The organism is Blautia sp. AF17-9LB, from assembly GCF_003479185.1.
Lineage (GTDB): Bacteria > Bacillota > Clostridia > Lachnospirales > Lachnospiraceae > Fusicatenibacter > Fusicatenibacter saccharivorans.
In genome coordinates this window covers 178,903-202,420 of the sequence record NZ_QUGU01000004.1, presented here as the reverse complement: position 1 = coordinate 202,420, position 23,518 = coordinate 178,903, and the positions used below count along the sequence as shown (strand labels likewise).

The 23,518-nt window shown below is 51.4% G+C and carries 25 protein-coding genes; 10 read left to right on the top strand and 15 right to left on the bottom strand.

What is annotated here, in order from left to right; translation table 11 throughout:
• Positions 1–214 precede the first annotated feature (214 nt).
• A complete protein-coding gene (locus tag DWX00_RS06365) occupies positions 215–631 on the top strand; it encodes a helix-turn-helix domain-containing protein (RefSeq protein ID WP_055219958.1) in 417 nt (138 codons plus the stop codon).
• A 5-nt stretch (positions 632–636) separates the two neighbouring features.
• Positions 637–1,080: an ImmA/IrrE family metallo-endopeptidase gene (locus DWX00_RS06360; RefSeq protein ID WP_055219960.1), complete on the top strand. Its 444-nt coding sequence runs from the start codon at positions 637–639 to the stop codon at positions 1,078–1,080.
• 78 nt (positions 1,081–1,158) lie between these two features.
• On the opposite strand, the gene DWX00_RS06355 is transcribed toward DWX00_RS06360, so the two are convergent.
• Both DWX00_RS06355 and DWX00_RS06350 read right to left on the bottom strand, forming a co-directional pair.
• Complete coding sequence (locus DWX00_RS06355; RefSeq protein ID WP_118594866.1) at positions 1,159–2,712, bottom strand: DUF3794 and LysM peptidoglycan-binding domain-containing protein; 1,554 nt, start codon at positions 2,710–2,712, stop codon at positions 1,159–1,161.
• A gap of 15 nt (positions 2,713–2,727) precedes the next feature.
• Complete coding sequence (locus DWX00_RS06350; RefSeq protein WP_022461788.1) at positions 2,728–3,150, bottom strand: protease complex subunit PrcB family protein; 423 nt, start codon at positions 3,148–3,150, stop codon at positions 2,728–2,730.
• A gap of 177 nt (positions 3,151–3,327) precedes the next feature.
• Between DWX00_RS06350 and DWX00_RS06345 the strand changes: the two genes are divergently transcribed.
• Positions 3,328–4,059, top strand: coding sequence for a lysophospholipid acyltransferase family protein (locus tag DWX00_RS06345; RefSeq protein ID WP_118594865.1), 732 nt, complete (start codon positions 3,328–3,330; stop codon positions 4,057–4,059).
• Between the two features lie 131 nt (positions 4,060–4,190).
• Here the strand turns inward: DWX00_RS06345 and DWX00_RS20050 are convergent, their stop codons facing one another.
• The 6 genes from DWX00_RS20050 to DWX00_RS06320 all read right to left on the bottom strand — a co-directional run bounded on the left by DWX00_RS20050 (position 4,191) and on the right by DWX00_RS06320 (position 10,790).
• Positions 4,191–4,307, bottom strand: a complete 117-nt coding sequence (locus DWX00_RS20050) for a putative holin-like toxin (RefSeq protein ID WP_226906323.1) — start codon at positions 4,305–4,307, stop codon at positions 4,191–4,193.
• Positions 4,308–4,388: 81 nt separating this feature from the next.
• Positions 4,389–5,768, bottom strand: coding sequence for a UDP-N-acetylmuramoyl-tripeptide--D-alanyl-D-alanine ligase (locus DWX00_RS06340; protein WP_118594864.1), 1,380 nt, complete (start codon positions 5,766–5,768; stop codon positions 4,389–4,391).
• On the bottom strand, positions 5,765–6,814 hold the full coding sequence (locus DWX00_RS06335; protein WP_055228033.1) for a D-alanine--D-alanine ligase family protein: 1,050 nt from the start codon (positions 6,812–6,814) through the stop codon (positions 5,765–5,767). Before DWX00_RS06335 ends, DWX00_RS06340 begins: the two co-directional genes overlap by 4 nt.
• Positions 6,815–6,869: 55 nt before the next feature.
• Positions 6,870–8,288, bottom strand: a complete 1,419-nt coding sequence (locus DWX00_RS06330) for a L,D-transpeptidase family protein (protein WP_117802359.1) — start codon at positions 8,286–8,288, stop codon at positions 6,870–6,872.
• A gap of 130 nt (positions 8,289–8,418) precedes the next feature.
• Positions 8,419–9,705, bottom strand: coding sequence for a hypothetical protein (locus DWX00_RS06325; RefSeq protein ID WP_022461783.1), 1,287 nt, complete (start codon positions 9,703–9,705; stop codon positions 8,419–8,421).
• A gap of 218 nt (positions 9,706–9,923) precedes the next feature.
• Positions 9,924–10,790 (bottom strand): class I SAM-dependent methyltransferase, encoded by an 867-nt coding sequence (locus tag DWX00_RS06320; protein WP_118594863.1) that lies wholly within the window; start codon positions 10,788–10,790, stop codon positions 9,924–9,926.
• 163 nt (positions 10,791–10,953) lie between these two features.
• Here DWX00_RS06320 and DWX00_RS06315 point away from each other — a divergent pair, with 163 nt between their 5' ends.
• On the top strand, positions 10,954–11,334 hold the full coding sequence (locus DWX00_RS06315) for a DUF3783 domain-containing protein (protein WP_055219975.1): 381 nt from the start codon (positions 10,954–10,956) through the stop codon (positions 11,332–11,334).
• A gap of 110 nt (positions 11,335–11,444) precedes the next feature.
• Positions 11,445–12,038, top strand: coding sequence for an ECF transporter S component (locus DWX00_RS06310; RefSeq protein ID WP_022461779.1), 594 nt, complete (start codon positions 11,445–11,447; stop codon positions 12,036–12,038).
• Between the two features lie 169 nt (positions 12,039–12,207).
• Here DWX00_RS06310 and DWX00_RS06305 read toward each other — a convergent pair whose 3' ends face one another.
• Complete coding sequence (locus tag DWX00_RS06305) at positions 12,208–13,290, bottom strand: NUDIX domain-containing protein (RefSeq protein WP_117761621.1); 1,083 nt, start codon at positions 13,288–13,290, stop codon at positions 12,208–12,210.
• 278 nt (positions 13,291–13,568) lie between these two features.
• Here DWX00_RS06305 and proB point away from each other — a divergent pair, with 278 nt between their 5' ends.
• On the top strand, positions 13,569–14,651 hold the full coding sequence (proB, locus tag DWX00_RS06300) for a glutamate 5-kinase (protein ID WP_243037971.1): 1,083 nt from the start codon (positions 13,569–13,571) through the stop codon (positions 14,649–14,651).
• 175 nt (positions 14,652–14,826) lie between these two features.
• A complete protein-coding gene (locus DWX00_RS06295; RefSeq protein WP_055219980.1) occupies positions 14,827–16,029 on the top strand; it encodes a MalY/PatB family protein in 1,203 nt (400 codons plus the stop codon).
• 99 nt (positions 16,030–16,128) lie between these two features.
• Here the strand turns inward: DWX00_RS06295 and DWX00_RS06290 are convergent, their stop codons facing one another.
• The 3 genes from DWX00_RS06290 to spoVAD all read right to left on the bottom strand — a co-directional run bounded on the left by DWX00_RS06290 (position 16,129) and on the right by spoVAD (position 18,338).
• A complete protein-coding gene (locus tag DWX00_RS06290) occupies positions 16,129–16,791 on the bottom strand; it encodes a methylated-DNA--[protein]-cysteine S-methyltransferase (RefSeq protein ID WP_055220159.1) in 663 nt (220 codons plus the stop codon).
• Positions 16,792–16,948: 157 nt separating this feature from the next.
• Positions 16,949–17,305: a SpoVA/SpoVAEb family sporulation membrane protein gene (locus DWX00_RS06285; protein ID WP_055220161.1), complete on the bottom strand. Its 357-nt coding sequence runs from the start codon at positions 17,303–17,305 to the stop codon at positions 16,949–16,951.
• A gap of 13 nt (positions 17,306–17,318) precedes the next feature.
• Positions 17,319–18,338, bottom strand: coding sequence for a stage V sporulation protein AD (gene spoVAD, locus DWX00_RS06280; protein WP_055219982.1), 1,020 nt, complete (start codon positions 18,336–18,338; stop codon positions 17,319–17,321).
• 157 nt (positions 18,339–18,495) lie between these two features.
• Between spoVAD and DWX00_RS06275 the strand changes: the two genes are divergently transcribed.
• Genes DWX00_RS06275 through spoVAC form a run of 3 tightly spaced genes read left to right on the top strand, consistent with a single transcriptional unit; the run spans position 18,496 to position 20,036 of the window.
• Entirely contained in the window at positions 18,496–19,164 is a 669-nt protein-coding gene (locus DWX00_RS06275; protein ID WP_055219984.1) for a stage V sporulation protein AA, read from the top strand.
• Positions 19,121–19,543 (top strand): stage V sporulation protein AB, encoded by a 423-nt coding sequence (locus DWX00_RS06270; protein WP_055219986.1) that lies wholly within the window; start codon positions 19,121–19,123, stop codon positions 19,541–19,543. Before DWX00_RS06275 ends, DWX00_RS06270 begins: the two co-directional genes overlap by 44 nt.
• Before the next feature lie 19 nt (positions 19,544–19,562).
• Positions 19,563–20,036, top strand: a complete 474-nt coding sequence (gene spoVAC / locus DWX00_RS06265) for a stage V sporulation protein AC (RefSeq protein WP_022461770.1) — start codon at positions 19,563–19,565, stop codon at positions 20,034–20,036.
• 1 nt (position 20,037) lies between these two features.
• Here spoVAC and DWX00_RS06260 read toward each other — a convergent pair whose 3' ends face one another.
• Genes DWX00_RS06260 through DWX00_RS06250 form a run of 3 tightly spaced genes read right to left on the bottom strand, consistent with a single transcriptional unit; the run spans position 20,038 to position 23,489 of the window.
• On the bottom strand, positions 20,038–21,417 hold the full coding sequence (locus DWX00_RS06260; protein WP_118594861.1) for a DUF4129 domain-containing protein: 1,380 nt from the start codon (positions 21,415–21,417) through the stop codon (positions 20,038–20,040).
• Entirely contained in the window at positions 21,408–22,538 is a 1,131-nt protein-coding gene (locus DWX00_RS06255) for a DUF58 domain-containing protein (RefSeq protein WP_022461768.1), read from the bottom strand. The genes DWX00_RS06260 and DWX00_RS06255 overlap by 10 nt, the downstream gene beginning before the upstream one ends.
• 6 nt (positions 22,539–22,544) lie before the next feature.
• Complete coding sequence (locus tag DWX00_RS06250; RefSeq protein ID WP_055219993.1) at positions 22,545–23,489, bottom strand: AAA family ATPase; 945 nt, start codon at positions 23,487–23,489, stop codon at positions 22,545–22,547.
• Positions 23,490–23,518: the final 29 nt, after the last annotated feature.

Here is a 23,518-nt window from a genome sequence, read left to right as displayed (position 1 = left end):
CTGGTTTCGTAAATACTTTATCTGCGCGCTTCTGATAAAGTTCTAAATTTAGAGAATCACCTATTGACTTTTCTCTATGGAAACTCTAATATAGAAATATAATCTTCTCTATCTTTAGGTTTTTCTCTAAATTTGATCTCATTATATAGAGTATTCTCTATTTTGTCAATACATTTTTTAGGCTTTTATCTATTTTTTTTATTGGAGGTATGTTATGAACTGCGTAGAACGTGTAAAGCAAATCTGTAAAGAGCGGAAAATTCCAATATCGAAGCTGGAAAAAGACCTTGGGTTTTCCAACGGTTATGTCGGTCAGCTAAAAAAAGGATCCTTCCCCGCTGAGCGTCTTTCCAAAATTGCCGACTATCTGAGTCTTTCCCCTCAATATCTGATGTACGGAGAGGAACCTGCACCAGATCCGGTACTGACTTCCCGTGACGAACGGGATATTGAAAAAATCCTCGCCCGCACCAAAGAACAGCTTCTTTCTCAGGAGGGGCTGATGTTTGACGGCGATCCCGCTTCCCCGGAAGCCATCGATTCCATTCTTTCGGCAATGCAGATCGGTATGGAACTCGCAAAAAAGAAGAACAAAGAAAAATACACACCGAAAAAATATAAAAAGGACTGATGTCTATGGACATAAAAAAAAGAGCGAATCAGATCGCTCACCGATTCCAGTCACGGAATCCTTTTGAAATTGTCCGTGGACTGAATGTGATTCTCGTGGATGCTCCTTTAAGCGGAGTCCGTGGTTTTTATCAGTATTTTCAGAGAAACCATATCATCTATCTCGATGAAACTCTTTCCGAGCAGGAGCGCACACTGGTTCTGGCACACGAACTTGGGCATTTGTTTCTCCATAAAAAGGCAAATGCCATCTTTATGGATACCAGAACTCATTTAAAAACGGCAGAATATGAAACCGAAGCTGATACCTTTGCCATTGAGCTGCTCCTGCCTGATGACACTTTCTCAGAATATCTTTCTGCGGGCTATACCTCAGAGCAGATATCACGGATTACGGGCTATGCGCAAAGATTGATTGATTTAAAAGCTTCTCATATCAAAATATTGTAATTTCGTTAACTCACAAAAAGACAGCTTCCTGCCTGATGGATTGACTCCATTCTTAAGGCAGGAGGCTGTCTTTTCCTACTATACCCGCTCTACTAAAAGCTGCTGCATCGGCGTAAGATTTTCGGTTTTAAGGTCGTTCAGTTCCCGAATTTTTTCCGTTGTCGTATAAAATTTCTTTGCGATATCCCACAGGGTATCCCCCGGCTTGACGAAGTAGCAGGTGATGCCCGGGAGGCTTTGCAGTTCTTCCGGATCTCGGTCTTTTTCTTCGACGTACTGCATTACCATCTCTTTTCTACGGCGGAATACGAGGGCGTTCAGGTTCAGTACGACTTTGGCTTCGATGTCGCTGCTGTCCGGCATGGTTGTGGAGAGCTGGTCAATGGAGGACTGGAGTTCGTAGCGGCAGTCCGGTCCGATTTCCGGGACTTCGATGGTGTGGCGGAAAGGGAGGGCGGTTTCGGCGGCGTAGAATGGCATTTCATCGTCGCTCACGACATAGAGCGCCCTGAGTTCCACCACACCGGTTACTTCGATGCCGTTTTCTACGTTTCTTTCCTCGTCGATCTTGATTTTGCCGTCGCTGTGGCAAATCTGCAGAATTTTATTTTTCGGCACGCGCATCTGCAGTTTGTCGGTCAGGCGGCATTTGGAGGAATTGCGGATCAGAAGGCTCTCCAAAGTCTCCTCCTGCACTTTTGGAATGCATTCTCGGTGCGGATGGTAAACGTCCTGCAGAAGTGATACGGTTTCTTCCTGATACAGACAGATGTCAAGTTCGAGTACGGCCTCCGCCTGCAGGACCCGCTCCTCGCCGTCGGAATCGGGCTGGATTTCGAGTGTGGTCTGGCCGAGTGTGCTTTCGATCCGCGGGATCATCTCGGAGATGCAGCCCTGGCATTCCACTTCTGCCTGGAACGGGAGCGCCTGCTCCACCCACTGCAGCGGGTGATCCTCCTCGCCGTCGCTGTACAGGCAGAAGACAAAGAGTTCTCCCTGCGCACTGACCCGCCCCTCCTCAGAGCGGAGATCGAGACCGCGCACTTCCAGATCCTGCCAGAGAATCTCGTGCAATTCCGGCTTGCCGGACGGAATCGTAAGCTCCTTTTTGACACGCAGCACATCTTTTTTCTGCACTGCAAGCTCAACCACGCGGTATTCCTGCCTTTTTACCGCGACGTCGCTCTCCCCGCGGATTTCCATCGGCACGGCAAGGTCGCACAGTTCCTCGATCCACGCGTGCAGCGTGACGATCGCGCGCACGCCCAGCTTCCGCGAGTTGATGAGATGCAGGTTCAGATCTTCCACTTCCCAGGTGATGCAGACCTTGTCGCCGCCGGTCAGACCATCGAGATGGATCGTCTCGTCGATCGGAAGCTCGCCGGAGAGCTGGCAGATCCGGCGCCGTTCGCCGTCGGAGACGTACAGCAGATGAAAGGCGAGGCCGCCGAATACACGCGCTTTTCCTTCCGAAATCTGCACATCCCCGATCGTCACCTCGCCTTTTTTCTGAATCATCCGCCCCACATCGGGCCGTGCGTCCGGCACATTGTAGTCCTCATCAAACGTAATCTGTGACACCGCTTCGCTTTTTCTGCTGATCTGATGCAGAATCTTTTTTACAAAATCCATAAGGCTCCTCCCACTCTAATCCTCAAATACGACTGAGATTCCCGCCGCCGCTTTCGTTTTCAGCACGACGTAAGGGCAGGAGGCGGCGCCTTTCTGCTCCTCCTTTGCGGCAGGTCCGACGAGTTTTGTCCGCACGAAAACGGCGTTTTCCGATTTCGATACTTCTTCGATCTGTATAGAAAAGCCTCCGCTTTTCTGCTTTCCGTAGCCGCGCAGTATGTAGAGATCGTCCCCGCTCTCGTACGCCATCTGGAACGCGGATTCTTTTTTCCTGCGCAAAATCTGATCGATTTCCGGCGGAAAATCGCCCGGCTTTACAATCGCATACGACAGTTCTTTCCGCTCGCCCTCGCTCACATCTGTGATCCGGCACGATGCCAGGAGCATCAGAATCACCGCCGCCAGAAGAACTCTTCCCCGTCTCTTTTTCTTCATCATTCCAAACGCCGCTTCCTGCTCTTTCTATCCATTGTATGACGGGCCACAGTCTTCTATGACGCAAAATCTTTTTCCGAAAAAGACGAAAGTTATTGCAACCCGCCCCATATATGACATATACTGAAAAGTACGCAATAACTGAATATCACTATTTTTACCAAGAGGAGAAAAAGATTCATGATTCGTTTTATTCTGGTCATTCTGACCGCTTTTCTGTATCTGATTCTGTCGATCCCGGTGCTTCTTGTTCTGTTTCTGATCCGGAAGAAAAAGCCGGAGGTCTGTGACAAGGTAAGCCGTGCGCTGATCCGCTGGATTTTCCGCGTAATTCTGTTTTTTTCCGGCACGAAGGTCACCGTAAAAGGTCAGGAAAATATTCCGAAGGACCGGGCTGTTCTATACATCGGCAATCACCGCAGCTATTTTGATATCCTTGTAACCTACACAACGGTTCCGGGCTCCTGCGGATTTGTCGCAAAAAAAGAGCTTTCACGCATTCCGCTGTTAAAGAACTGGATGGAACTCATCCACTGCCTGTTTCTCGACCGTTCCGACATCAAGCAGGGTCTGCAGATGATTCTCTCCGGATGTGAGGAGATCAAGAGCGGCACTTCCATCTGTATCTTCCCGGAGGGTACCCGCGGCAAGACGGAGAGCGAGCTGGAGCTCGGCGAGTTCCACAACGGTTCATTCAAGATGGCAACGAAAACCGGCTGCCCGATCATTCCGCTTTCGATTTCCGGATCCAGAGAAATTCTGGAAGCACATTTCCCGAAGATCCGCGGTACCCACGTTACCGTAACGTACGGCAAGCCGATCATTCCGGGCGAGCTTACGAAGGAAGAGAAAAAAGAGATTGGAAATTATACGAAAAACATTCTATTAGAACAATTGAAAGAAAATGCTTGAAAATGCCAGACCCCTGCGATATAATAAATATATAAAAAGAAAGCACCCACTCCAAAGTGGATGCTCTCGAGAAAAGGGTTAAATGTTCTTACGAACACCGCCTATCCCGTTTGCCGACGGGGTAGGCATTTTTATTTTCGCTTATTTCTCTTATCGAGAAAGGTAAGCAACGCAATGATGAAGCCTCCGAAGGAAATCAGTAAAGCTAAGATTCCCAGAAAAACCATAATAATTTCGTATGCTGTCATTTACGCCACCTCCCTTCCTATGTATTCATTAGCTCGGGAGGCTACCACCCTGTCATGGGTACTTTCCAGTTTAAAATTTTATCATAATTTCTGTGCTGTTTCAAGCATCTCCACAATCTTTCCATATTCCATAAAATGCGATGCCTTTACCAGAATCTGATCGCCGTCCTGTAAGAGCTTCGGCAGTTCTGCCATCAGGCTCTCGCGGTCTGCAAAGTGGCGTACCTCAAGCTTCGAATCAGCCTCTTTTGCCGCTTTTGCAAGATGCTCGCAGAGCGGTCCCGCACAGTAGAGGGCGTCAATGCCGCAGGTTCCGGCGTGTGTGCCGACTTCGGCGTGAAGTGCTGCCTCATCGGTTCCAAGCTCGCCCATATCGCCGAGTACAGCCACTTTTCTTCCCTTCGCCTCTTTCAGAACATCGAGAGATGCCTTCATCGAAACCGGGTTTGCGTTGTAGCAGTCATCGACAACGGTGTATTTTCCTGTCTCGATGATGTGGAATCTTCCGCTCACCGACTGCAGTGTCTCGATTCCCTGTTTGATCTGCTCCAGCGTCAGCCCGTACGTGCATCCGACTGCGGTTCCGGCCAGCGCATTGTAAACCATATGGCGTCCCGGAATCGGAATCAGTGCAGAAAAGCTCCCCTGCGGGGTATGAATCCGGCAGGAAATGCCGCGGAAGCCCTGGCTCTCGATCTCATCGGCATAATATTCGTTCTTTTCATCCAATCCGAAATGAACCGGCTTGATGCCGTGAACCGTTCCAACAGTAGACAGCTTATCATCGTCCCCATTGATGATAATGTGCCCGTTCTCACGCAGATGATCAAAGATCTCGGTTTTTGCCTGTAAAATACCATCTCGCGTCTTCAGATTTTCCAGATGGCACCAGCCGATATTCGTGATGACTGCAGTCTCCGGGCGCGCGATCTTCGCCAGACGGTGCATCTGGCCGAAATCGTCGATTCCCATCTCGAGAACCGCCATCTCATCTTCCTCACGCAGACGGAAAACAGTGAGCGACAGACCCAGCTCATTGTTGAAGTTCGCATCCGTTTTCAGCACACGGTATTTCTGCGCCAGCACCGACGCGATCGTCTCTTTCGTGCTGGTCTTTCCAACGCTTCCCGTAATGCCGACAACCGGAATATTGAGCTGCTGCATATAGTATTCTGCCATTGCTTTAATGGCCTCCATGGAATCCTTCACGAGGATATACGGGCATGGCGGTGTTTCAAGTGTCTGCTCGGAAATGACAGCAAGTGCGCCCTGGGAAGCCACGTTCGGGATAAATTTATGGCCGTCCACACGCTCACCCGGAATTGCAACGAAGAGGCTTCCCTCTCCCGCTTTCCGGCTGTCCGTCACGATATCCGTGACTTCCGCTGTTTTCTTTTCTTCCGGTCCGAAGTAAGTTCCGCCGCACACCTCTGTAATGTGCGCAAGTGTCATATTTTTCATGCGTTGTTACCTCTTTTTCTGAGAGAAAGCTGGATCAGCAGCTCGCAGAGTTCCGGATAGGAAATGCCGAGTACCTGTGCCTCCTGCGGCAGAAGGCTGGTCGGGGTCATGCCCGGAAGGGTGTTTGCCTCGAGGCAGTACATTCTTCCATCCTTGCGCATCATAAAGTCGAGACGGCAGTAGTTTTCGATACCGAGAGCGGCAGCGCCGTCCTCTGCGTGCTTCTGCATTTCTTTCGTCTGCTCCTCCGTCAGTACGGCCGGGCAGGTATCAACAGTAGCTCCGGCTTTGTATTTGTTCGTGTAATCATAGAAGCCTTCGATCGGTGCAATCTCGATGATCGGGTAAGCCTTTCCGTCTACCACGCCAACGGAGAACTCTCTTCCCTCGATATACTCCTCAACGACAACCTCCGGTTCGTAGGAGAAAGCATCCTTCATAGCCTGCCAGTATTCTTCGTTCGTGTGTGCAATATAGACACCGACACTGGAACCGCCGCAGCACGGTTTTACGACAACCGGAAGCTCCAGGCCAAAGCCGGACAAAGGCTCGCTCTCCTGGCCTTTTTTCAGGGTCACGCCGTTCGGGGTCGGCACATGGTGTGCACGGAAGAACTGTTTTGTGATGGATTTGTCCATTGCGAGGGCGCTGCTTAAATAGCCCGTTCCGGTATACGGAATACCGAGCAGATCGAACGTAGCCTGTACCTTTCCGTCCTCTCCGTTTGCGCCATGCAGGGCAAGGAAAACAACATCCGCTGCCTCGCAGAGTTCCAGTACGTTCGGTCCGAAAAATCTGCGGCGGGATTCGATCATTTCGTTTAATCCTGCATCAAAGCTGTGCATATATTCTGCTGCTTTGTCTATATCGTACGCCTCCTCTGCAAATACATCTTCCAGGTTCCCCTTCACATCGATACCGCAGAAAACGTCTACCAGAACTGCCTGATGGTTTTTCTCGCGGAGTGCCTTGCAGACCATAGTTCCCGATGTAATGGATACCGAACGTTCCGTGCTGGTTCCTCCAGCTAATACTACTATTTTCATCTATCAAAATCTCCTTTATTTGATGTGCTTCTGCTGTGATGCTTAAGCGTTTTTCCTACAGGCTGTTTTTCTGTGTAGGCTGCGGCCCGGTTACATCATCCAGGCTATAGTATACGATAACCGGGTCACCAATTTCAATAGCATTGAACACTTTTTCTGCTTCTGTGTATGGGGTATTCACACATCCGTGGGATCCGTTCGTCAGATAGATGTCCCCGCCGTACTCGGTACGCCAGCTCGCATCGTGGATTCCGACGTCGCCGTTAAACGGAAGCCAGAACATGACATGGCTCGGATAGAGCTTGAAATCACAGTCACTTTTTTTCGCATCCACCGCCCAGACACTGCCTGCCGGAGTGTCATAGCCCGTCGCATGATTGCCCGTTGTGACCGGTGTCTCCGTCACGAGAACACCATCCTTGTAGCACCACATTTTCTGCTGCGAAATGCACACCTCGACGTATGTATTTCCGATATCATTGGCCGAGCGGTCATTGGCCGTATAGAGGTAAACCGGGTCGAGATTTCCCTGTGTTTCGTCCTCGATCGCCTGCAGAAGTGCCTGCGTCGTCTCCTCCTTGTCGATGCACCAGCCGTAATCGCCGCCCGCATTCAGGTTAATGGTCGCGCCAAGACTCGTTTTGAAGGTATGCGCCAGCCCGAAGGTGTCCGTCTCATACGCCATATGGCGCACAAAAGCTGCCGCTTCGTCCTGCGAAATCGTGTAGGTTCCATCCTCCCCCTGTACGAGCCAGCTCTGTAAGGTCGCCCGGTCTATGGCATAGCTGTTTTCACCGATTGCATACGTGATCCGCGCCGCTGTCAGGTGGTTCAGTTCCGCCATTTTCCCATTCAGTGCTTCATCATCCTGCGTAATGTCCGGTTTCCGGTAAACATCTTTTTCTTCCAGATCCACGCTCGCCGCTCCGGCATCCAGCGCCTCGATGACAGCCTGCTCCGCCTTCTCATAGTCCACCTGCTCGCCCTCTGTTTCCGGCACAATAACGTACGAGGTTCCGTCATCCGTCAGATACGCATCCGTCGGCGCTTCCTGCTGTTCTTCCTGAAACCCTTCCATCGTCTGCAGTTTTTCCTGCACCATTTCTTTGTCATAGACAGAGTCCGCCGCCACCTGGTTTTCTTTCTCTTTCCAATAGAATGCAGGCCATGCAAGAGTATTCTGGGACTCCAGCAGTTTTTCCACCGCGTGGTCGTCCACATACGTGAGGCCGATCTCCGTGCCGCTTAATGTCTCTGTTTTTCCACCGCGCTCGGTAATGCTGAGTGTATAATCCACAATGTGCTTCTGAATTTCCTCTTTGACCTGCTCTGCGGTCAGCCCTGCGCAGTTCAGTCCGTTGATCGCGGTTTTCGGGAAAAAGTGGGATGCATAGTAATGCCCCACGCCCGCGTAACCGCCTGCGGCCGCAAGGAGTATGATTCCTGCGGCAATTCCTATTACTTTCTTTTTCATGTTTTTCCTTTCTGTCCCATAGAAAATTTCTTTTTAACTTTCTAATAGAAAAAAGCCGGAACTCCCACACCAGAGTTCACAAAAACTGTGTCCCCCGGGAGAATCCGGCTTTTGTATTTTTACTTATCTGTTATTTGCTTTCCAGAATCTTATCCACGCTGACCAGTTTGACACTCAGCACGAATACCTGACCTGCGATTTCCAGCTCTTCCGGTGTCGGGAAGGACGGTGCAATACGGATGTTGGAATCCTGCGGATCGTTGTGATATGGATACGTTGCGCCCGCGCCTGTCATGGTAAGACCGGCCTCTTTTGCCTTTGCAACGATCTTCTTTGCGCATCCCTCCATCGCATCGAAGGAGATGAAGTATCCACCGTTCGGTTTTGTCCAGGAAGCGATGCCAAGGCCGCTCAGCTCCTGATCCATTACCTGCAGAATTGCCTCGAATTTCGGTCTTAAGATCTCAGCATGCTTTTTCATCTGATTCATCACGCCGTCCAGGTTCTGGAAGAATTTTACATGGCGCAGCTGATTCAGTTTATCATGACCGATGATCTGGAAGTTCATGTACTCCTGTGCCTCTTTGAGGTTTGCCTCAGAAGAAATGAGAGCTGCAATTCCGGCTCCCGGATAGCTTACTTTCGAGGTGGATACGAACTCATAGACCATATCCGGATTTCCGGCTTTCTCGCACTCCTCGATGATGTTCAGCAGGTGATCCTGTCTGTCATCATACAGGTGATGGATAATGTATGCATTATCCCAGAAAATACGGAAGTCTTTGGCTGCCGGTTTCAGGTTTGCAAATCTTCTGACGGTCTCATCGGAGTAGGTGTAGCCCTGCGGGTTGGAGTATTTCGGTACACACCAGATTCCCTTGATGGCGTCATCTTCTGCAACGAGTTTTTCTACCATGTCCATGTCCGGTCCTTCCGGCGTCATCGGAACATTGATCATCTCAACGCCGAAGTACTCGGTTACACCGAAGTGACGGTCATAGCCCGGTACCGGACAGAGGAATTTTACTTTGTCCAGCTTGTTCCACGGAGTGCAGCCTGCAACGCCCTTCAGGAACGAACGTGCTACGGTATCAAACATAATGGTAAGGCTGGCGTTTCCGTAAACGATGACGTTTTCCGCCGGAACCTCACAGATATCTCCGATCAGTTTTCTTGCTTCCGGAATACCGGTCAGCACGCCGTAGTTCCGGCAGTCGGTTCCATCTTCTGCGAAGGTGTCTTCATTTTTCGAGAGAACGGTAAGCATTCCTTCCGTGAGATCTAACTGGGCTGCTGCAGGTTTTCCTCTGGAAATATTCAGATTGAGGCCTTTTGCTTTTACCTCTGCAAATTCCTGCTCCAGTCTGGCTTTCTCGGCAACTAATTCTTCTTTGGTCCATTCGATATACGGTTTCATGAAACGTCCTCCCTTGTACTTTCCTTACCCGTTTTTCAGGTTTCTTGCTCAACTAAAGACCATTTTACCAGATCATGAGTTTCTGTCAAGGAGAACTTGCATGTTTTATACACTTTTCAGCATTTTATCCCACTTTTTGCAGTTTTATACTTCATTTCCTGCAATTTCAGCCAAATGTTTTTCGTATGACGGACATACGTCCGCTGCCAAAAGATGTTTTAAACGTTGTCAGACTGCCATCTTCCCGATGCACCGCACGGCAGAACAAGGCCGGTCGACTTGACCGGAAGGCCGATTTCCTGTGCTTCTACGTGGCCTTTGTACTGTTTTAATTCCAGGGAAATCATGTACGTCAGGACAGCCGGTGCAAGTCCTGTCGTGTAAGAATTCACAAGGAAGAACAGCGGGTCATCGCTTAAGAGCTGCGTGCAGAGCCTGATGAACGGATGAATCGACTCCTCGATTTTCCAGATCTCGCCCTTTGGTCCTCTTCCGTAGGACGGCGGGTCCATGATGATCGCGTCGTAGTGGTTGCCTCTGCGGATCTCGCGCTCGACAAATTTGGTGCAGTCATCCACAAGCCAGCGGATCGGCTTGTCCGAAAGGCCGGACACGGCAGCGTTCTCTTTTGCCCAGTTGACCATGCCTTTGGATGCATCGACATGTGTGACGCTTGCGCCTGCTGCGGCCGCTGCGAGCGTTGCGCCTCCCGTGTAGGCGAACAGGTTCAGCACTTTAATCGGGCGGTTGGCACGGCGGATCAGATCGCCGAACCAGTCCCAGTTCGTTGCCTGCTCCGGGAAAAGGCCGGTGTGTTTGAAGCTGAACGGTTTCAGGCGGAAGGTCAGGTCTTTATAGTTGATCTCCCACTGCTCCGGCAGATGGAAAAACTCCCATTCTCCGCCGCCCTTGCTGCTTCTGTGATAATGACCGTTTTTCTTTTTCCAGCCCGGATTTTCTTTTTTCGTGTTCCAGATGACCTGCGGGTCTGGTCTTACCAGAAGGTAATCTCCCCACCGCTCCAGTTTTTCTCCGCCGGACGTATCCAGCACTTCATAATCTTTCCATCCATCTGCTATCCACATTTTATTGGTTTCCTTTCTCTTTTATCTCAAAATTTATCGTGTTCTGAATTGTACGTTCCTATGATACCATAAAAGTATTGTTTTTCCAAAACATTTCTTATATCATAGTTCTGGGCATCCGCGCATTTGATCCGGAAATCTGCCCGTGGAAAGGATTTTTCTCATGGAAACCGTACTCTTATATCAGATCAAAGGAACGAAAACAGCTGTGCTTTTAAAGCCGGTTCTCTTAAAGCTCGGTATCCGCGTGCGCATTGTGGAACCGGAACAGTATCTCCAGTCGATCGGATTTCTTGCCGGAAATAAAGCATTTGCAGAATCCCCCGAAGCCTATGACGGCGCCGGATTTGATGAACCAATGATGGTCATGGCCGGCTTTTCCGAGCGGAAACTTGATCTTTTTCTCACCGAAATGCGCCGGAAAAAAGTGCCGCCGATCGCCCTCAAAGCCATCGTCACAACGCAGAACCAGGCGTGGAATTCGCTGCAGCTCTACAGAGAATTAAAAGAAGAACACGAAAAAATGAAATCGTACCGGAAATAACTGGTCTGGTCAAAAAATCCGGAATTGGAACTTTTTCTTCATGCCACCACTCCCTATAATAGGGTGCAATCAAGGAACGAAAGTTCCAGATACCAAAGGAGTGCGTTGTTATGAAAAATGAAAAAGTCTGGAAAATCGCAATGACAGGTGTCTTTGCAGCCCTTTCCTACGTTGTCTTCACCTTCCTGCAGTTCAAAATCTGGCTGCCAGGCGGAGATGCCACCTCAATCCATTTCGGAAACGCTGTCTGTGTGCTCGGTGCGCTAATTCTCGGCGGTGTTTACGGCGGAATCGGCGGTGCGATCGGCATGACCATCGGAGATCTTCTCGATCCGGTCTATGTGGTATACGCACCAAAGACCTTCATCTTAAAATTCTGCATCGGCCTCATCGCAGGACTGATCGCACACAAAATCGGTAAAATCAACGAGCAGACCGATCAGAAACAGATCTTCAAATGGGCACTGCTTGCAGCCATCGGCGGACTTCTGTTCAATGTGATCTTCGATCCGCTCATCGGTTACTTCTACAAACTGGTTCTTCTTGGAAAACCGGCAGCAGAGGTTACCTTAAGCTGGAACGTAGCGGCAACTTCCATCAACGCCGTACTTTCCACCATCGCTTCCGTTGTCATCTACATGGCACTGCGTCCGGCTCTTCAGAAATCCGGACTGTTTAGCCAGGTAAAGGCAGCAGCGAAATAAAAAAATAAATTTCATTTACGCGATATCCAAAAAAGTCACCATGTTCTATTTCGAACCGGTGACTTTTTTCATGCATTTCTTTTTATTTTTCAGCGGTGGCTGCTGCCTCTTCTTCCTCGTGCTTCGGGGTCAGCTTCTCGTTGATGAATCCATTTTCTTTCATCTTCTCTTACTCCTCATCTTTTGTTTTTTCTCCGGCGAACCACGCTTTTTCAATCATTTCCAGTTCCCGGATATCAATACAGTTGGGAATGCTTCCTTCTCTTACCGCCTTCTGGCACTCTTTGAGATCCATCCAGCGGACTGCTTCTACTTCCGACTCCTGTAGATGCAGTTTTTCCGCCTCGACCGGCTTCGTGTAAAGATACACGGCGCTGACCTCATGATCGTGGAACGGTTTTCCGTAAAAAACACCGTGTGATACTTTTTCCAGCAGGCCAAGATCCCTCAGCTCCTCTGCCTCTGCGTGGATGCCGAGCTCCTCGCCGATTTCCCGCAGAGCCCCTTCCAAATATGTATCGCCCGCCGAAAGATGGCCGGCGCTTGAAATATCGTAGCAGCCCGGATTCGAATCTTTCCAGGCACTCCTTTTCTGCAGCAGTACCTCACAGCCGCTCTTCTCATTCGCCCGTGCAATCCAGATATGTGCCGTTCCGTGACACCGTCCCTCACTGTGCGCCACGCCGCGTTCTACGATGGTTCCGGTCGGCGTGCCGTCGCCTGAGCGCTCCTCAAAAAGTTCCATCTGTTTTCCGTTCAGCACCGCTTCTGCGAGCGTGTCGCCCACATACCGCAGCTTCAGGGAGAAAAACGGCTCGTCTTCATTCAGAAGGCGGAAAAAGATTTTGTCTCCCTCCCACAGATTCAGGTGCAGGACGTCCTCTTTTTTCACCCAGGCGAGTTCGCCCTCATCACATGCAATCGGTTCTCCCGTAAATCCGTCTGCCGTGTAGAGACACATATACTCCATGTACTCCACCGTTTTGCTGTTTTCTGCCTCTGTCACAAAGGTAACGAGACCGCGGAAACGCCAGCTCGTCAGCGTGTAGCCGGTTTCCTCTTTTACTTCACGCAGCAGGCATTCCTCCGGGCTTTCGCCAAGTTCCGCATGGCCGCCGACGCCGATCCACTTGTCCTTGTTGACATCGTTCTTTTTCACCGTGCGGTGCATCATCAGATAGCTGTCATCCTTTTCGATGTAGCACAGCGTTGTCATGCAGCCTCTGCCTCTTTCTTCTGTTTTTTCCTCCATCTTTGACTCCCTCCGTCGTGTGCCGGACTTCTTTCCGCTTCTTTTGTTTTTCAGGAAAAATGTATTTCTGCACACACCTTTTTCTCGTTTTCTATTCTACCATACTTTTTCAGAATTCCAGCAACAAATTTCTATCTTTTTGCAGATCTTTCACGAAAAATGTAACGACCATTCCGCATCTTCTTGACTCTCACACAGTACTGTGTTAAAGTGTCTGTAATTGATGTTTTGTCACCCGTAAACAACGTTTCTTATCATTTCTTACATTTGAGGTTTTCATGATGGAAAAACAGACGATAGTTGTGAAAGTCGGCACCAGCTCCCTGACACTCTCAGACGGAACCATGGATGCTGAAAAAATACGGAACATTACGACCCAGCTTGCCGCGCTGCAGACGGCAGGCCACCATGTGATTCTCGTTTCCTCCGGTGCGATCGCCGCAGGCTTTTCCCGTCTCGGCTTTAAAAAACGGCCGACGAAAATTGCCGATAAACAGGCTGCCGCTGCTGTCGGCCAGGGCCTTCTGATGGAGGAATACACGAAAAATCTGATGGCGTACCAGATTCCGTGTGCGCAGATTCTTTTGAACCGCAGTGACTTTGAGGACCGCCGCCGCTATAAAAACATCTTCGGCTCCCTCTCCGTCCTGCTCGGGCGCGGTGCGATTCCGATCATCAATGAGAACGATACGATCGCGATTGAGGAGCTGAAGGTCGGCGACAACGACACGCTCTCTGCCCAGGTGGCTGCGATGCTGCATGCATCGCTTCTGATTCTGCTGACCGATATCGACGGGCTCTACACTACCAATCCAAAGAGTGACCCGAATGCGCGCCATATCGACGTGGTAAATGAGATCACGCCGGAGCTCACTGCTGCGGCAGGCGGTGCGGGATCGGGCAACGGAACGGGAGGCATGACAACGAAGCTCTCCGCCGCTTCGCTTGCCACAAGAGCCGGTGTGCCGGTTCTGATCTGCTCCTCGGCGGAGGAAAACAACATTGTGCGTGCGGTGAAAGGAACCGCAAAAGGAACGTACTTTACCGCCAGCGGCCACAACATGAAAACGCGTCTGCAGTGGATGGCATTCTATGCGCCGAGTGCGGGCAACCTCTACGTCGATGAGGGTGCCGCAGAAGCACTTGCTGTTCAGGCAAAGAGCCTGCTTCCTAAAGGCATCGTGGCAGTCGAAGGCGATTTTAAGAAAGGCGATGTCGTCAGCGTCTTCCGGCGCGGCAGCCATGAATATCTCGGAAAGGGCATTGTCAACTATGACCGGCCGGATCTGCAGAAAATCATGAACGAAAGCACCAGCCACACGGAAGCAATCAACCGCGATAACTGGATCGGCGCGGAATAAATGGTGCCGAATAAAGCATTCTTTTGTTTACGAAAATTCCCCTCCGTGTTATAATATTTGTATTCAGCCGGCTGCAGGTTTTTCTTTCAGCGAGGAAAGGAAGCTGCATCCGGTTTTCCATGTGCTTTTGGTTTTACTTCGAGAGCACAGCAAACACAAAGGAGGGTTTTTACCAATGAAATACGATTTTACATCTCTGATGAACCGCAGCGGCCACGATTCGATCGCTGTCGATCAGATCCCGATTCCGGGTGCGGAAGTCAAAGAGGGCTTCTCCCGCATCCCGATGTGGGTGGCCGACATGAACTTCCCGTCTCTTCCGACCATTCAGGAAGCAATTCACGCGAGAGTCAACGAACCGCATTTTGGCTACTTTAATCTGCCGGATGCATATTTTGACAGCATCATCCGCTGGCAGAAAGAGCGCAACGGTGTGGAAGATCTGCCGCGTGAGGCGATCGGCTATGAGAACGGCGTGCTCGGCTGTGTTGCTTCGGCTGCTGCCGCTTTTACATCCCCGGGCGAATCCATTCTTCTGCATTCCCCGACATACATCGGTTTTACCGGTGTTCTTGAGAACTGCGGACGCAATATCGTTCTCTCCGATCTTGTTCAGGATGAGAACGGCGTATGGCGTATGGACTACGCCGATATGGACCGCAAGTTAAAAGAACACAACATTCATTTCGCGATTTTCTGCTCTCCGCACAACCCGACAGGCCGTGTCTGGGAGCGCGAGGAAATTGAAAAGGCGATGGAAATTTACAAAGCAAATGAATGCGTTGTCATCTCCGATGAGATCTGGTCTGACCTGACACTGCCGGGCTTCAAACATATCCCAACGCAGTCCGTTTCGAAGGATGCACGCGAGCGCACCATCGCACTTTATGCACCGTCCAAGACCTTTAACCTGGCTGGCCTTGTAGGCTCCTACCACATCATCTACAACCGCATGCTGCGCGACCGTGTGGAGAAGGCTTCGTCCCTTTCTCACTACAATTCTCCGAACGTACTCTCTGTTCATGCGCTGATCGGCGCTTACCGTCCGGAGGGATACCAGTGGGTGGATGAACTGCGCGAAGTGCTGAAATCGAATGCGGATTATGCGTACAACTACATTCTCGAGCATTTCAAGGGCGTGAAGCTTTCCAAACCAGAAGGAACGTACATGCTGTACCTCGACTGCGAGGAGTGGTGCAAGGAGCATGATACCGATATGGATACACTGCTGAAAGCCGGTGTTGCTGTCGGCGTGATCTGGCAGGACGGACGGCCGTTCCACAGACCGTATGCGATCCGCCTGAATCTGGCACTGCCGCATGTGCTTGTGAAAGAGGCATTTGACCGTATGGATAAGTATGTATTCAATGCGAAATAATTGTATTTTCTAATTTTATAAGCCAAACATAATGAAAGACCGAAACGGACATTTTCCTCTGCCGTTCCGGTCTTTCGCTGTTTTGTGCATCCTATTTTTTCAGTTTTGCTCCAGCTCCCGCTGTGCCAGCATCTCTTCCACGTTGATGCCGTACTTCTTTAAATTGACGCGGCCGTTTTCCAGCACAATGCCGTCTGCCTCCAGCATATCCGCCTGTTTCCCGGCGCCGCCGAAGACAAATTCCGCGGCCAGTTCGCCTTTGGAGTTTACCACACGGTAGCATGGAATGTGCTCCGGATCTGTGTTTTTATGTAAGGCGTTTCCCACGGCACGCGCCATCTTCGGCTCGCCTGCAAGCGCTGCTATCTGGCCGTATGTCGCCACTTTTCCGCGCGGAATCTGCTTTACCGCCTCATAGATTCTTTTGGTCGGGCTGTCCGTGATGATGTCGTAGCTCTCGGCGATCATGGTACGCACAGCGTCATCGGGTACGGTTCCGTCGAGGAGAATCGTGTTCCAATGTTCTTTGTTCTGATGATATCCCGGGATAACTGACGCGAATGCATCGCGCCAGTAGTCCCGCCATTCCGGGTTTGCTTTTACATTCAGCTGAATGATTCCGTCCTTTTCATAGACCCACAGAAATGCCTTTTTGCTTCCTTTCACGCGGATGAGCTGCCAGTTGTCATCGTGGAACGGTGCTTCCTGATATGTGTCCGGGAAGGAAAGGCCATAGGATAGCGCTTCTTCTCTTGTCTTCATTGCAGACTTCCTTTCTTCCTGTCGCGGGTGTTTTGATGTTTTTTCCGCAAAACACCCGCTTTTTTCTGTATTCGTCCTGCCGCTGCGATTCTGCTTTTTTCTGCGGCATTTTTCTTTATTATATCAGTCCGCCTGCTTCTGCGCAATTTTTCACCTGCTATTTTTTCATCTTCGGCTGGAAAATCCAGCTTGCAAGATACGCGAAAATCAACGCCGCTGATGTTCCGACAGCCCCCGCCTTTAATCCGCCCTGGAACAATCCTAAAAATCCGCTTTCTTTTACGGCATCTTTTACTCCCTGAAACAAAAGATGCCCGAACCCGAGCAGCGGCACCGACGCGCCTGCCCCGGCGTATTCTGCAAATGGATCGTAGAGTCCCAGAAAGCTCAACACCGCGCCCGTGCACACAAGCGTTACCATAATTCTTCCCGGCAGCATTTTCGTGCGGTCGAGCAGAATCTGGCACAGGGCACAAATGAGGCCGCCGACCCAGAAGGCATTGAAATATTCCATGAACGTTCCCATTTTACACATCCTCCTCCCTCTCGATTACAACCGCCTGTGCAATACCAGGCACGCTGCTGCCCTCCTGAAAGCTGACCTTCGACATCAGCGCACCAGTCGGTACAAACAGAATCCTCTTCCACTCTCCGTTTTCCAGCTTCGGCAGCAGATACTCCGCCAGCACCGATGCCGCACAGCCGCAGCCGCTTCCGCCCGCACCGGTGTCCTGTTTTGCCGGATCGAAGATCAGCATGCCGCAGTCACTGTGCTGTTCCGAGATATCGTATCCTTTTTTCTTCAGCAGCTCCAGCAGAATTTCCCGCCCCACAACGCCGAGATCTCCCGTCACAATGCGGTCGTAATCGGCCGGTTCCCGGTTGAAATCGACGAGGTTCTGTGCAATCGTATCGCACGCAGCGGGGGCCATGCAGGCGCCCATGTTCTGGTTGTCTTTCAGCCCGTAATCAATGATTTTTCCCGTCGTAGCGCCCGTGATTTTCACTCTGCTCTTCGTTTTTCCAAGCACACACGCGCCGCTTCCCGTCACCGTCCAGCTCGCGGACGGCGGGCGCTGGTTTCCGTAGGCGAGCGGAAAACGGAACTCCTTCTCCGCCGTTCCAAAGTGGCTCGATGTCACCGCCAGCACCCGGTCACCGTATCCTCCCGCGACTGCCATCGCGCCAAGCGAAAGCGCCTCTCCCATCGTCGAGCAGGCACCGAACAGGCCGTAGAGCGGGCAGTTCAGATCCACCAGGCCGAACGATGATGCGATTGACTGTGCCAGAAGATCGCCCGCAAAAATCATGCGGATCTGCTCCGGCCTCACATTGGCTTTCTGCATTGCCAGCTTCGCGGTGGCAAGCTGCAGTTCACTCTCGCCCTCCTCCCAGCTCTCCTGCCCGCACATCGGGTCCGAAAGCGTGTGCGAAAAGTATTCGCCCAGCGGTCCATCCTTTTCCTTTTCTCCTACAATCGCCGCGCTGCCCTCGATATAGACGGCTTTGGCAAACGAGATGCTCTGCTTTCCTGTCATCTGTCTCATCGGCAAATTCCTCCGTTTTCTTATTTTGCGTCTTACCATTTCTGACCTTCAGTATTTCCGTTTTTTCCATTCTTACGCATGATTTTCCTGTTTTAGGGAACTCTGTACGCTGTAGCACAAAAATCCTGTTTCAGAAACTTTTAGAGGAATGTTTTTCATGAGTGAAATGCTGTATCTTCAGACGGAGCGTAATATCAAAATCACCAGTCCCGTCGTGACGCTCGGCGATGTGGCGCAGCTTTCCTGTTCAGACGGCGCTGTCCTCGCCCGCAATCAGGTCCGCCGCGTGGCGCATCTTCCCGATGACGGATACGGGCGCTACGTCTGCTCCGCCTCCACCCTCGTCCGCCTCGTCACGGAGGCCGAGGAGCACGTCGATGTCACCCACATCGGCGAGCCGAATTTTATTTTAACGTACGAGGATCCGCGTCAGAAAAACACCTGGATCAGCTGGTGCAAAACGATTCTGGTCGGCATCCTTACGTTTATCGGAACTGCGTTTTCCATTATGACCTTCCACACCGACATCGGCGTCCGCGAGCTGTTTTTGGATGTTTACACCCGTTTTCTCCCGCAGATGACGCCCGGATTTTCGGTGCTGGAAATTTCATATTCCATCGGCATCGGCCTTGGCGTCGTGCTCTATTTCAACCATTTCGGACGGCGGAAATTCACGCAGGACCCGACGCCGCTCGAGGTGGAAATGCGGGTCTACGAGGATGATATCGATACGACCATTATCGAACAGAACGACCGCTCCGGTAAAGGAAAGGAGGCTTTTCATGCGAATCCTGCCAGAGATCCTGCTGATCACAGCCGGTCTTAGCCTTGGCTTTTTCATCGCGAGCGGCCTTGTCGCGCTTGTGATCGGCCTTGGCATCGTGACACGGTACGCCGGCATCACAAAGACAGCAGAGAGTCTGCGTTTTTACGAATGCTGCTGTATGGCCGGGGCGCTGTTCGGCGATCTTTTCTCGCTTGGCACCTTCTCGTTTTCCCTGCCCTCCTGGACGGCCGGTGTGTTCTGGCTTTTTGCGGGCATTTATCTGGGAAGCTGGATCATCGCGCTCGGCGAAGTCGTCAACCTGTTTTCGATCCTCTGCCGCCGGATCGGACTGACGCGCGGACTGCCGTTTGTAATTCTCTGCATGGCGGCAGGGAAAATCGCGGGCTCTCTCTATTATTTTGCAAGTGGATTTCAATAAGAACTGGAGGTAAGATGTGATGCAGAGTTTAAAAAGTGAACGGGCAAAAAAAGAATACGAACAGTTTGTCAAAGAGGTGACGCCAAAGCAGAATCTCTTCTGCAATATGGCAAAAGCCTTTATCGTCGGCGGTCTGATCTGTGTCGTGGGGCAGATTCTGCTCCATATCGGCAAAACGCAGTTCTCACTCAGCAAAGATGACGCTGGCTCCTGGTGCTCGCTGATTCTGATCCTTAGCAGTGTGATTTTAACCGGCCTCAACATCTATCAGAAAATCGTCACCTTTGCCGGCTGCGGTGCGCTCGTCCCGATCACCGGCTTTGCCAACTCGGTTGCAGCTCCTGCGATTGAATATAAAAAAGAAGGACAGGTCTTCGGCATCGGTGCGAAAATTTTCACCATCGCCGGACCTGTCATTCTGTACGGTGTCTTTGCAAGCTGGCTGCTCGGCTTTCTCTATTGGCTGTGGACCGCTGCTGGGAACTGGTTTTAAATCAGTTCCGCAGCGCTTCCGCCTCTTCTTTTGTGCAGCCCTCGCGGCTGTAACGGGCTTTTTCATAGCCGTCGTGCAGCCGTCTCATGCCGTCGCCGGAAAGCTCGTTTCTCTCTTCCAGCTCCGCCGGGGTTTCGGCTCCGGTCGGCTGGTATTTTCCGGCTTTTTTGATCGTTTTTTTATACTGCCGGCGGATACGCATATTCGGGGAGAGATAGCCCTCTTTCTTTTCCCGCCGCCACGGCAGATTTTCCCGTTCGTCGTTTCCCTGATGCAGGAAGAGAACTTCGTCCTCCTCATCCTCTGAGAAGGCTTTTCCCGCATTTTTTACGCTCTGGTAAATCGCCCGCAGAACCGCGGTTCCGACGGCAACCATCACAAGATACATGACCGCCGTAAAAAGATTCTGGATCCACTGCGGCATCGGTTTGTACTCTTTGTCCCCCAGCATATCGGACAGATCGGCCTGCTCCATGCCCTGCGGCGTCTCGGCCTCCGGTGTTTCGATCGTAAGATCGCTTTCCAGCTCTTTCGGCTCATATCCTGCGATCGCCTCCGCAATCGGATCCTTTCCGTAGAGCGCCGATGGGAGCACGAACAGTACCAGAAGGAGTACTGCAATTTTCAGGATCAGTTTTCCCGTCCGCTGCATCGTCTCCACCGGGAGATTGGCGATTTTCTGATGGTCACGGATGAACCCGTGCATGCCGTCGAGGTACTGGCAGAAGAAGCACAGGAATACATCTGCAAAGAAAAACCAGTAGATCAGATGCCAGTAGAACGGCATTTTCATCAGCACACCGATCACATACTGTATCATAAACCAGAGAAAATGAAGGGGCTTTGGCTCATCGAGGAGCGTCGGGATCTCCCACGCTTCCATATCCGCCAGCGGCATTGAGCCGGCCGGCAGTTCCTGCGCTGCTTTCTTTAACTGGCCTTTGCGGATTCTGACATAGCCGCGGATCAGGAAAATCACAGCGGCCATAAGACCCGTCATCACGCCGGAAAGGCTCTCCAGAAATGCAGGAGAAATACCGTTCTCAAACTTGTTTTTTCCATCGTTTGCCGCCACAGACGCTTCAATTACCGCTGCCGCCTGCACACTGAACAGGGAACAGAAAAATTTCGCTGCCAGATACGTCACCGCGCAGACCGCAATTCCGCCAAGCAGAAACTGCCAGAGTGCTTTCGTTTTCCGGATCAGAATCCAGCTTGCAGCGGCCGGAATCAGCAGCAATAAGGATATGGCGCAGAAATACAGCGCCTCCCTTCCCGTCAGCTCCAGAAAACCGGCGGCAAAGCCATAGATGCCGGCGAATAAAAGCCAGACATGAAGCCAGGTCAGCGGGATCTGTACCGGTGTCTTTTTTATTTCCATGGTTTCACCTCCCAGCCGATTGCGGTGTACGCACGGTTCTGCTCCGACGGAACTTCTTCGCCCGGCAGATACGGAATCACCCACAGCACCTGGTTCTGCGCACCGGAGAGCAGATGAAGCGCCTCACGGACCTCATCGGTTCTGTTTTTGGATACGACAACGTAGGTGTGGCCGGTGAGCTCTTTTTCCGCCTCTTTGTGCAGAAACTCCGCGCTGCCTGTGAGATTGCCCCCAAGCTGCACGCACGCCAGTTTCCGGTTCAGCTCCGCTGTTTTTCCGGCGCCCGCTGCCAGATGGACACGCAGCTCCTCGCCGGTCTCCTCATCTTTCGCATTGCTCTTCACCCACAGATTCATCTTGTTTTTCACCATCCGCGCCGCAAGCGAAGACGTGATGCGGATGCTCTCCTCGACCTGCGCTTCCTCGCGCAGAATGTTGGCGTCCTCGATATCGAGAAGCACCGTAACTTCCACGCTCGTCGTCGCGTCAAACTGGTTGACCATCAGATCTCCCATCCGTGCCGACGATTTCCAGTTGATGCGGTTCATCGGGTCTTCTTTCCGGTAATCGCGGATACCGGAAAATTCAAACGGGTCCTCGTACAGGCGATTCCGTGACAGAACCATGCCCGACACGGCACGGCAGATCATCTGAATCCGTGCAGTATCGACCTGGCGCGGGTAAACGTACATCTGTGTCTGCTGCGGGTAATCGCTGTAAAGACCCTCCCGGAAAAAAAGATCGTACGCTACGGCATGCGCACCGGTGATCTCGTAGAATCCTCGTTTTTTCGCCTGAAACGGCAGTGTTCTCGTGACCTGCTGATGAAACAGGAACGAAAAGACATCGCGTTTGTAGCTCTGGTCGGTGATACTTGCGTTTGCTTTTGCCTCGCGGTCGAATTCCAGATTGCGGCTCATCGAAATGCCAAGCTCGAGTGCCGGAATCGGCAGCAGTTTGTCGTTTACGACGACCTCTTTTAACGTACTCTCCTCGCCCTCATAGATCGCGGAATCCTGGAAGCTGACCTGGATTTTCAGGTTTTTCTGCCAGTTTTTCTGGTACAGCTTTTTCTGCAGAAACCAGGCGAGCGCCATTCCAAATAGTAATAAAAGAAGCATAGTCCGTTACCTTCCTGACCAGTTTTCGGTCGGCAGATCGATGCGGTTTAAAATTTCCTCGATCACCGATTCTGCGGCTCTTCCGTCGTCTGCGCCGATCTGCATGGTGAGACGGTGTGCGAGTACCGGAACAGCCACGGTCTTGAAGTCCTCCGGCACAACGTAGTTTCGTCCCTGCACCAGCGCGTGGCCCTGTACGGCACGTAAAAATGCGAGTGTTCCACGCGGGCTCACACCGCTTGCAATTTTGCTGTTGACTCTCGTCTCCTGTACGATGCGGACGAGATACTGTACCAGTTCCGGATGCAGGTAGACTTCTTTACACGCCTCCTGCAGGGTACGGATTTCTTCTTTTTGGCAGACAGACGACAGCTCGGCGAGCGGCTCCTCGGTCAGGAAACGGGCGATCATCTGCGTCTCTTCCGCCGGGCTTAATGCTTCCATCGAAAGTTTCATTAAAAAACGGTCCATCTGCGCCTCCGGCAGCGGGAAGGTTCCGAGCGTCTCGAGCGGGTTCTGCGTGGCGATGACGAGGAACGGCTCCTCGAGCGGCCGTGTCACACCGTCCACGGTGATCTGGCGCTCAGCCATGCACTCGAGAAGGCTGCTCTGCGTCTTCGGCGTTGCACGGTTGATCTCATCGGCAAGCAGAATGTTGCAGAAGGCAGGGCCTTTCGAAAAGACGAACTCTCCGCTTTTGGCATCAAAATAATTGAGACCGGTGACATCGGACGGCAGTAAGTCCGGTGTGAACTGGATGCGGCCGAACTCTGCCTCGACGGATTTCGCAAGGGATTTCGCCATGACCGTTTTTCCTGTTCCCGGGACATCCTCGAGCAGGATATGACCTTTGGCAACAAGGCAGGTCAGGACAAGCTCTATCGTGCGCTCGTTTCCGATCATGACCTTTGCGATATTTTCTTTTAATTGCTGCAATACATTATTTTCCATGTTTTGCTTCCTCCAATAGTAAGATTTAA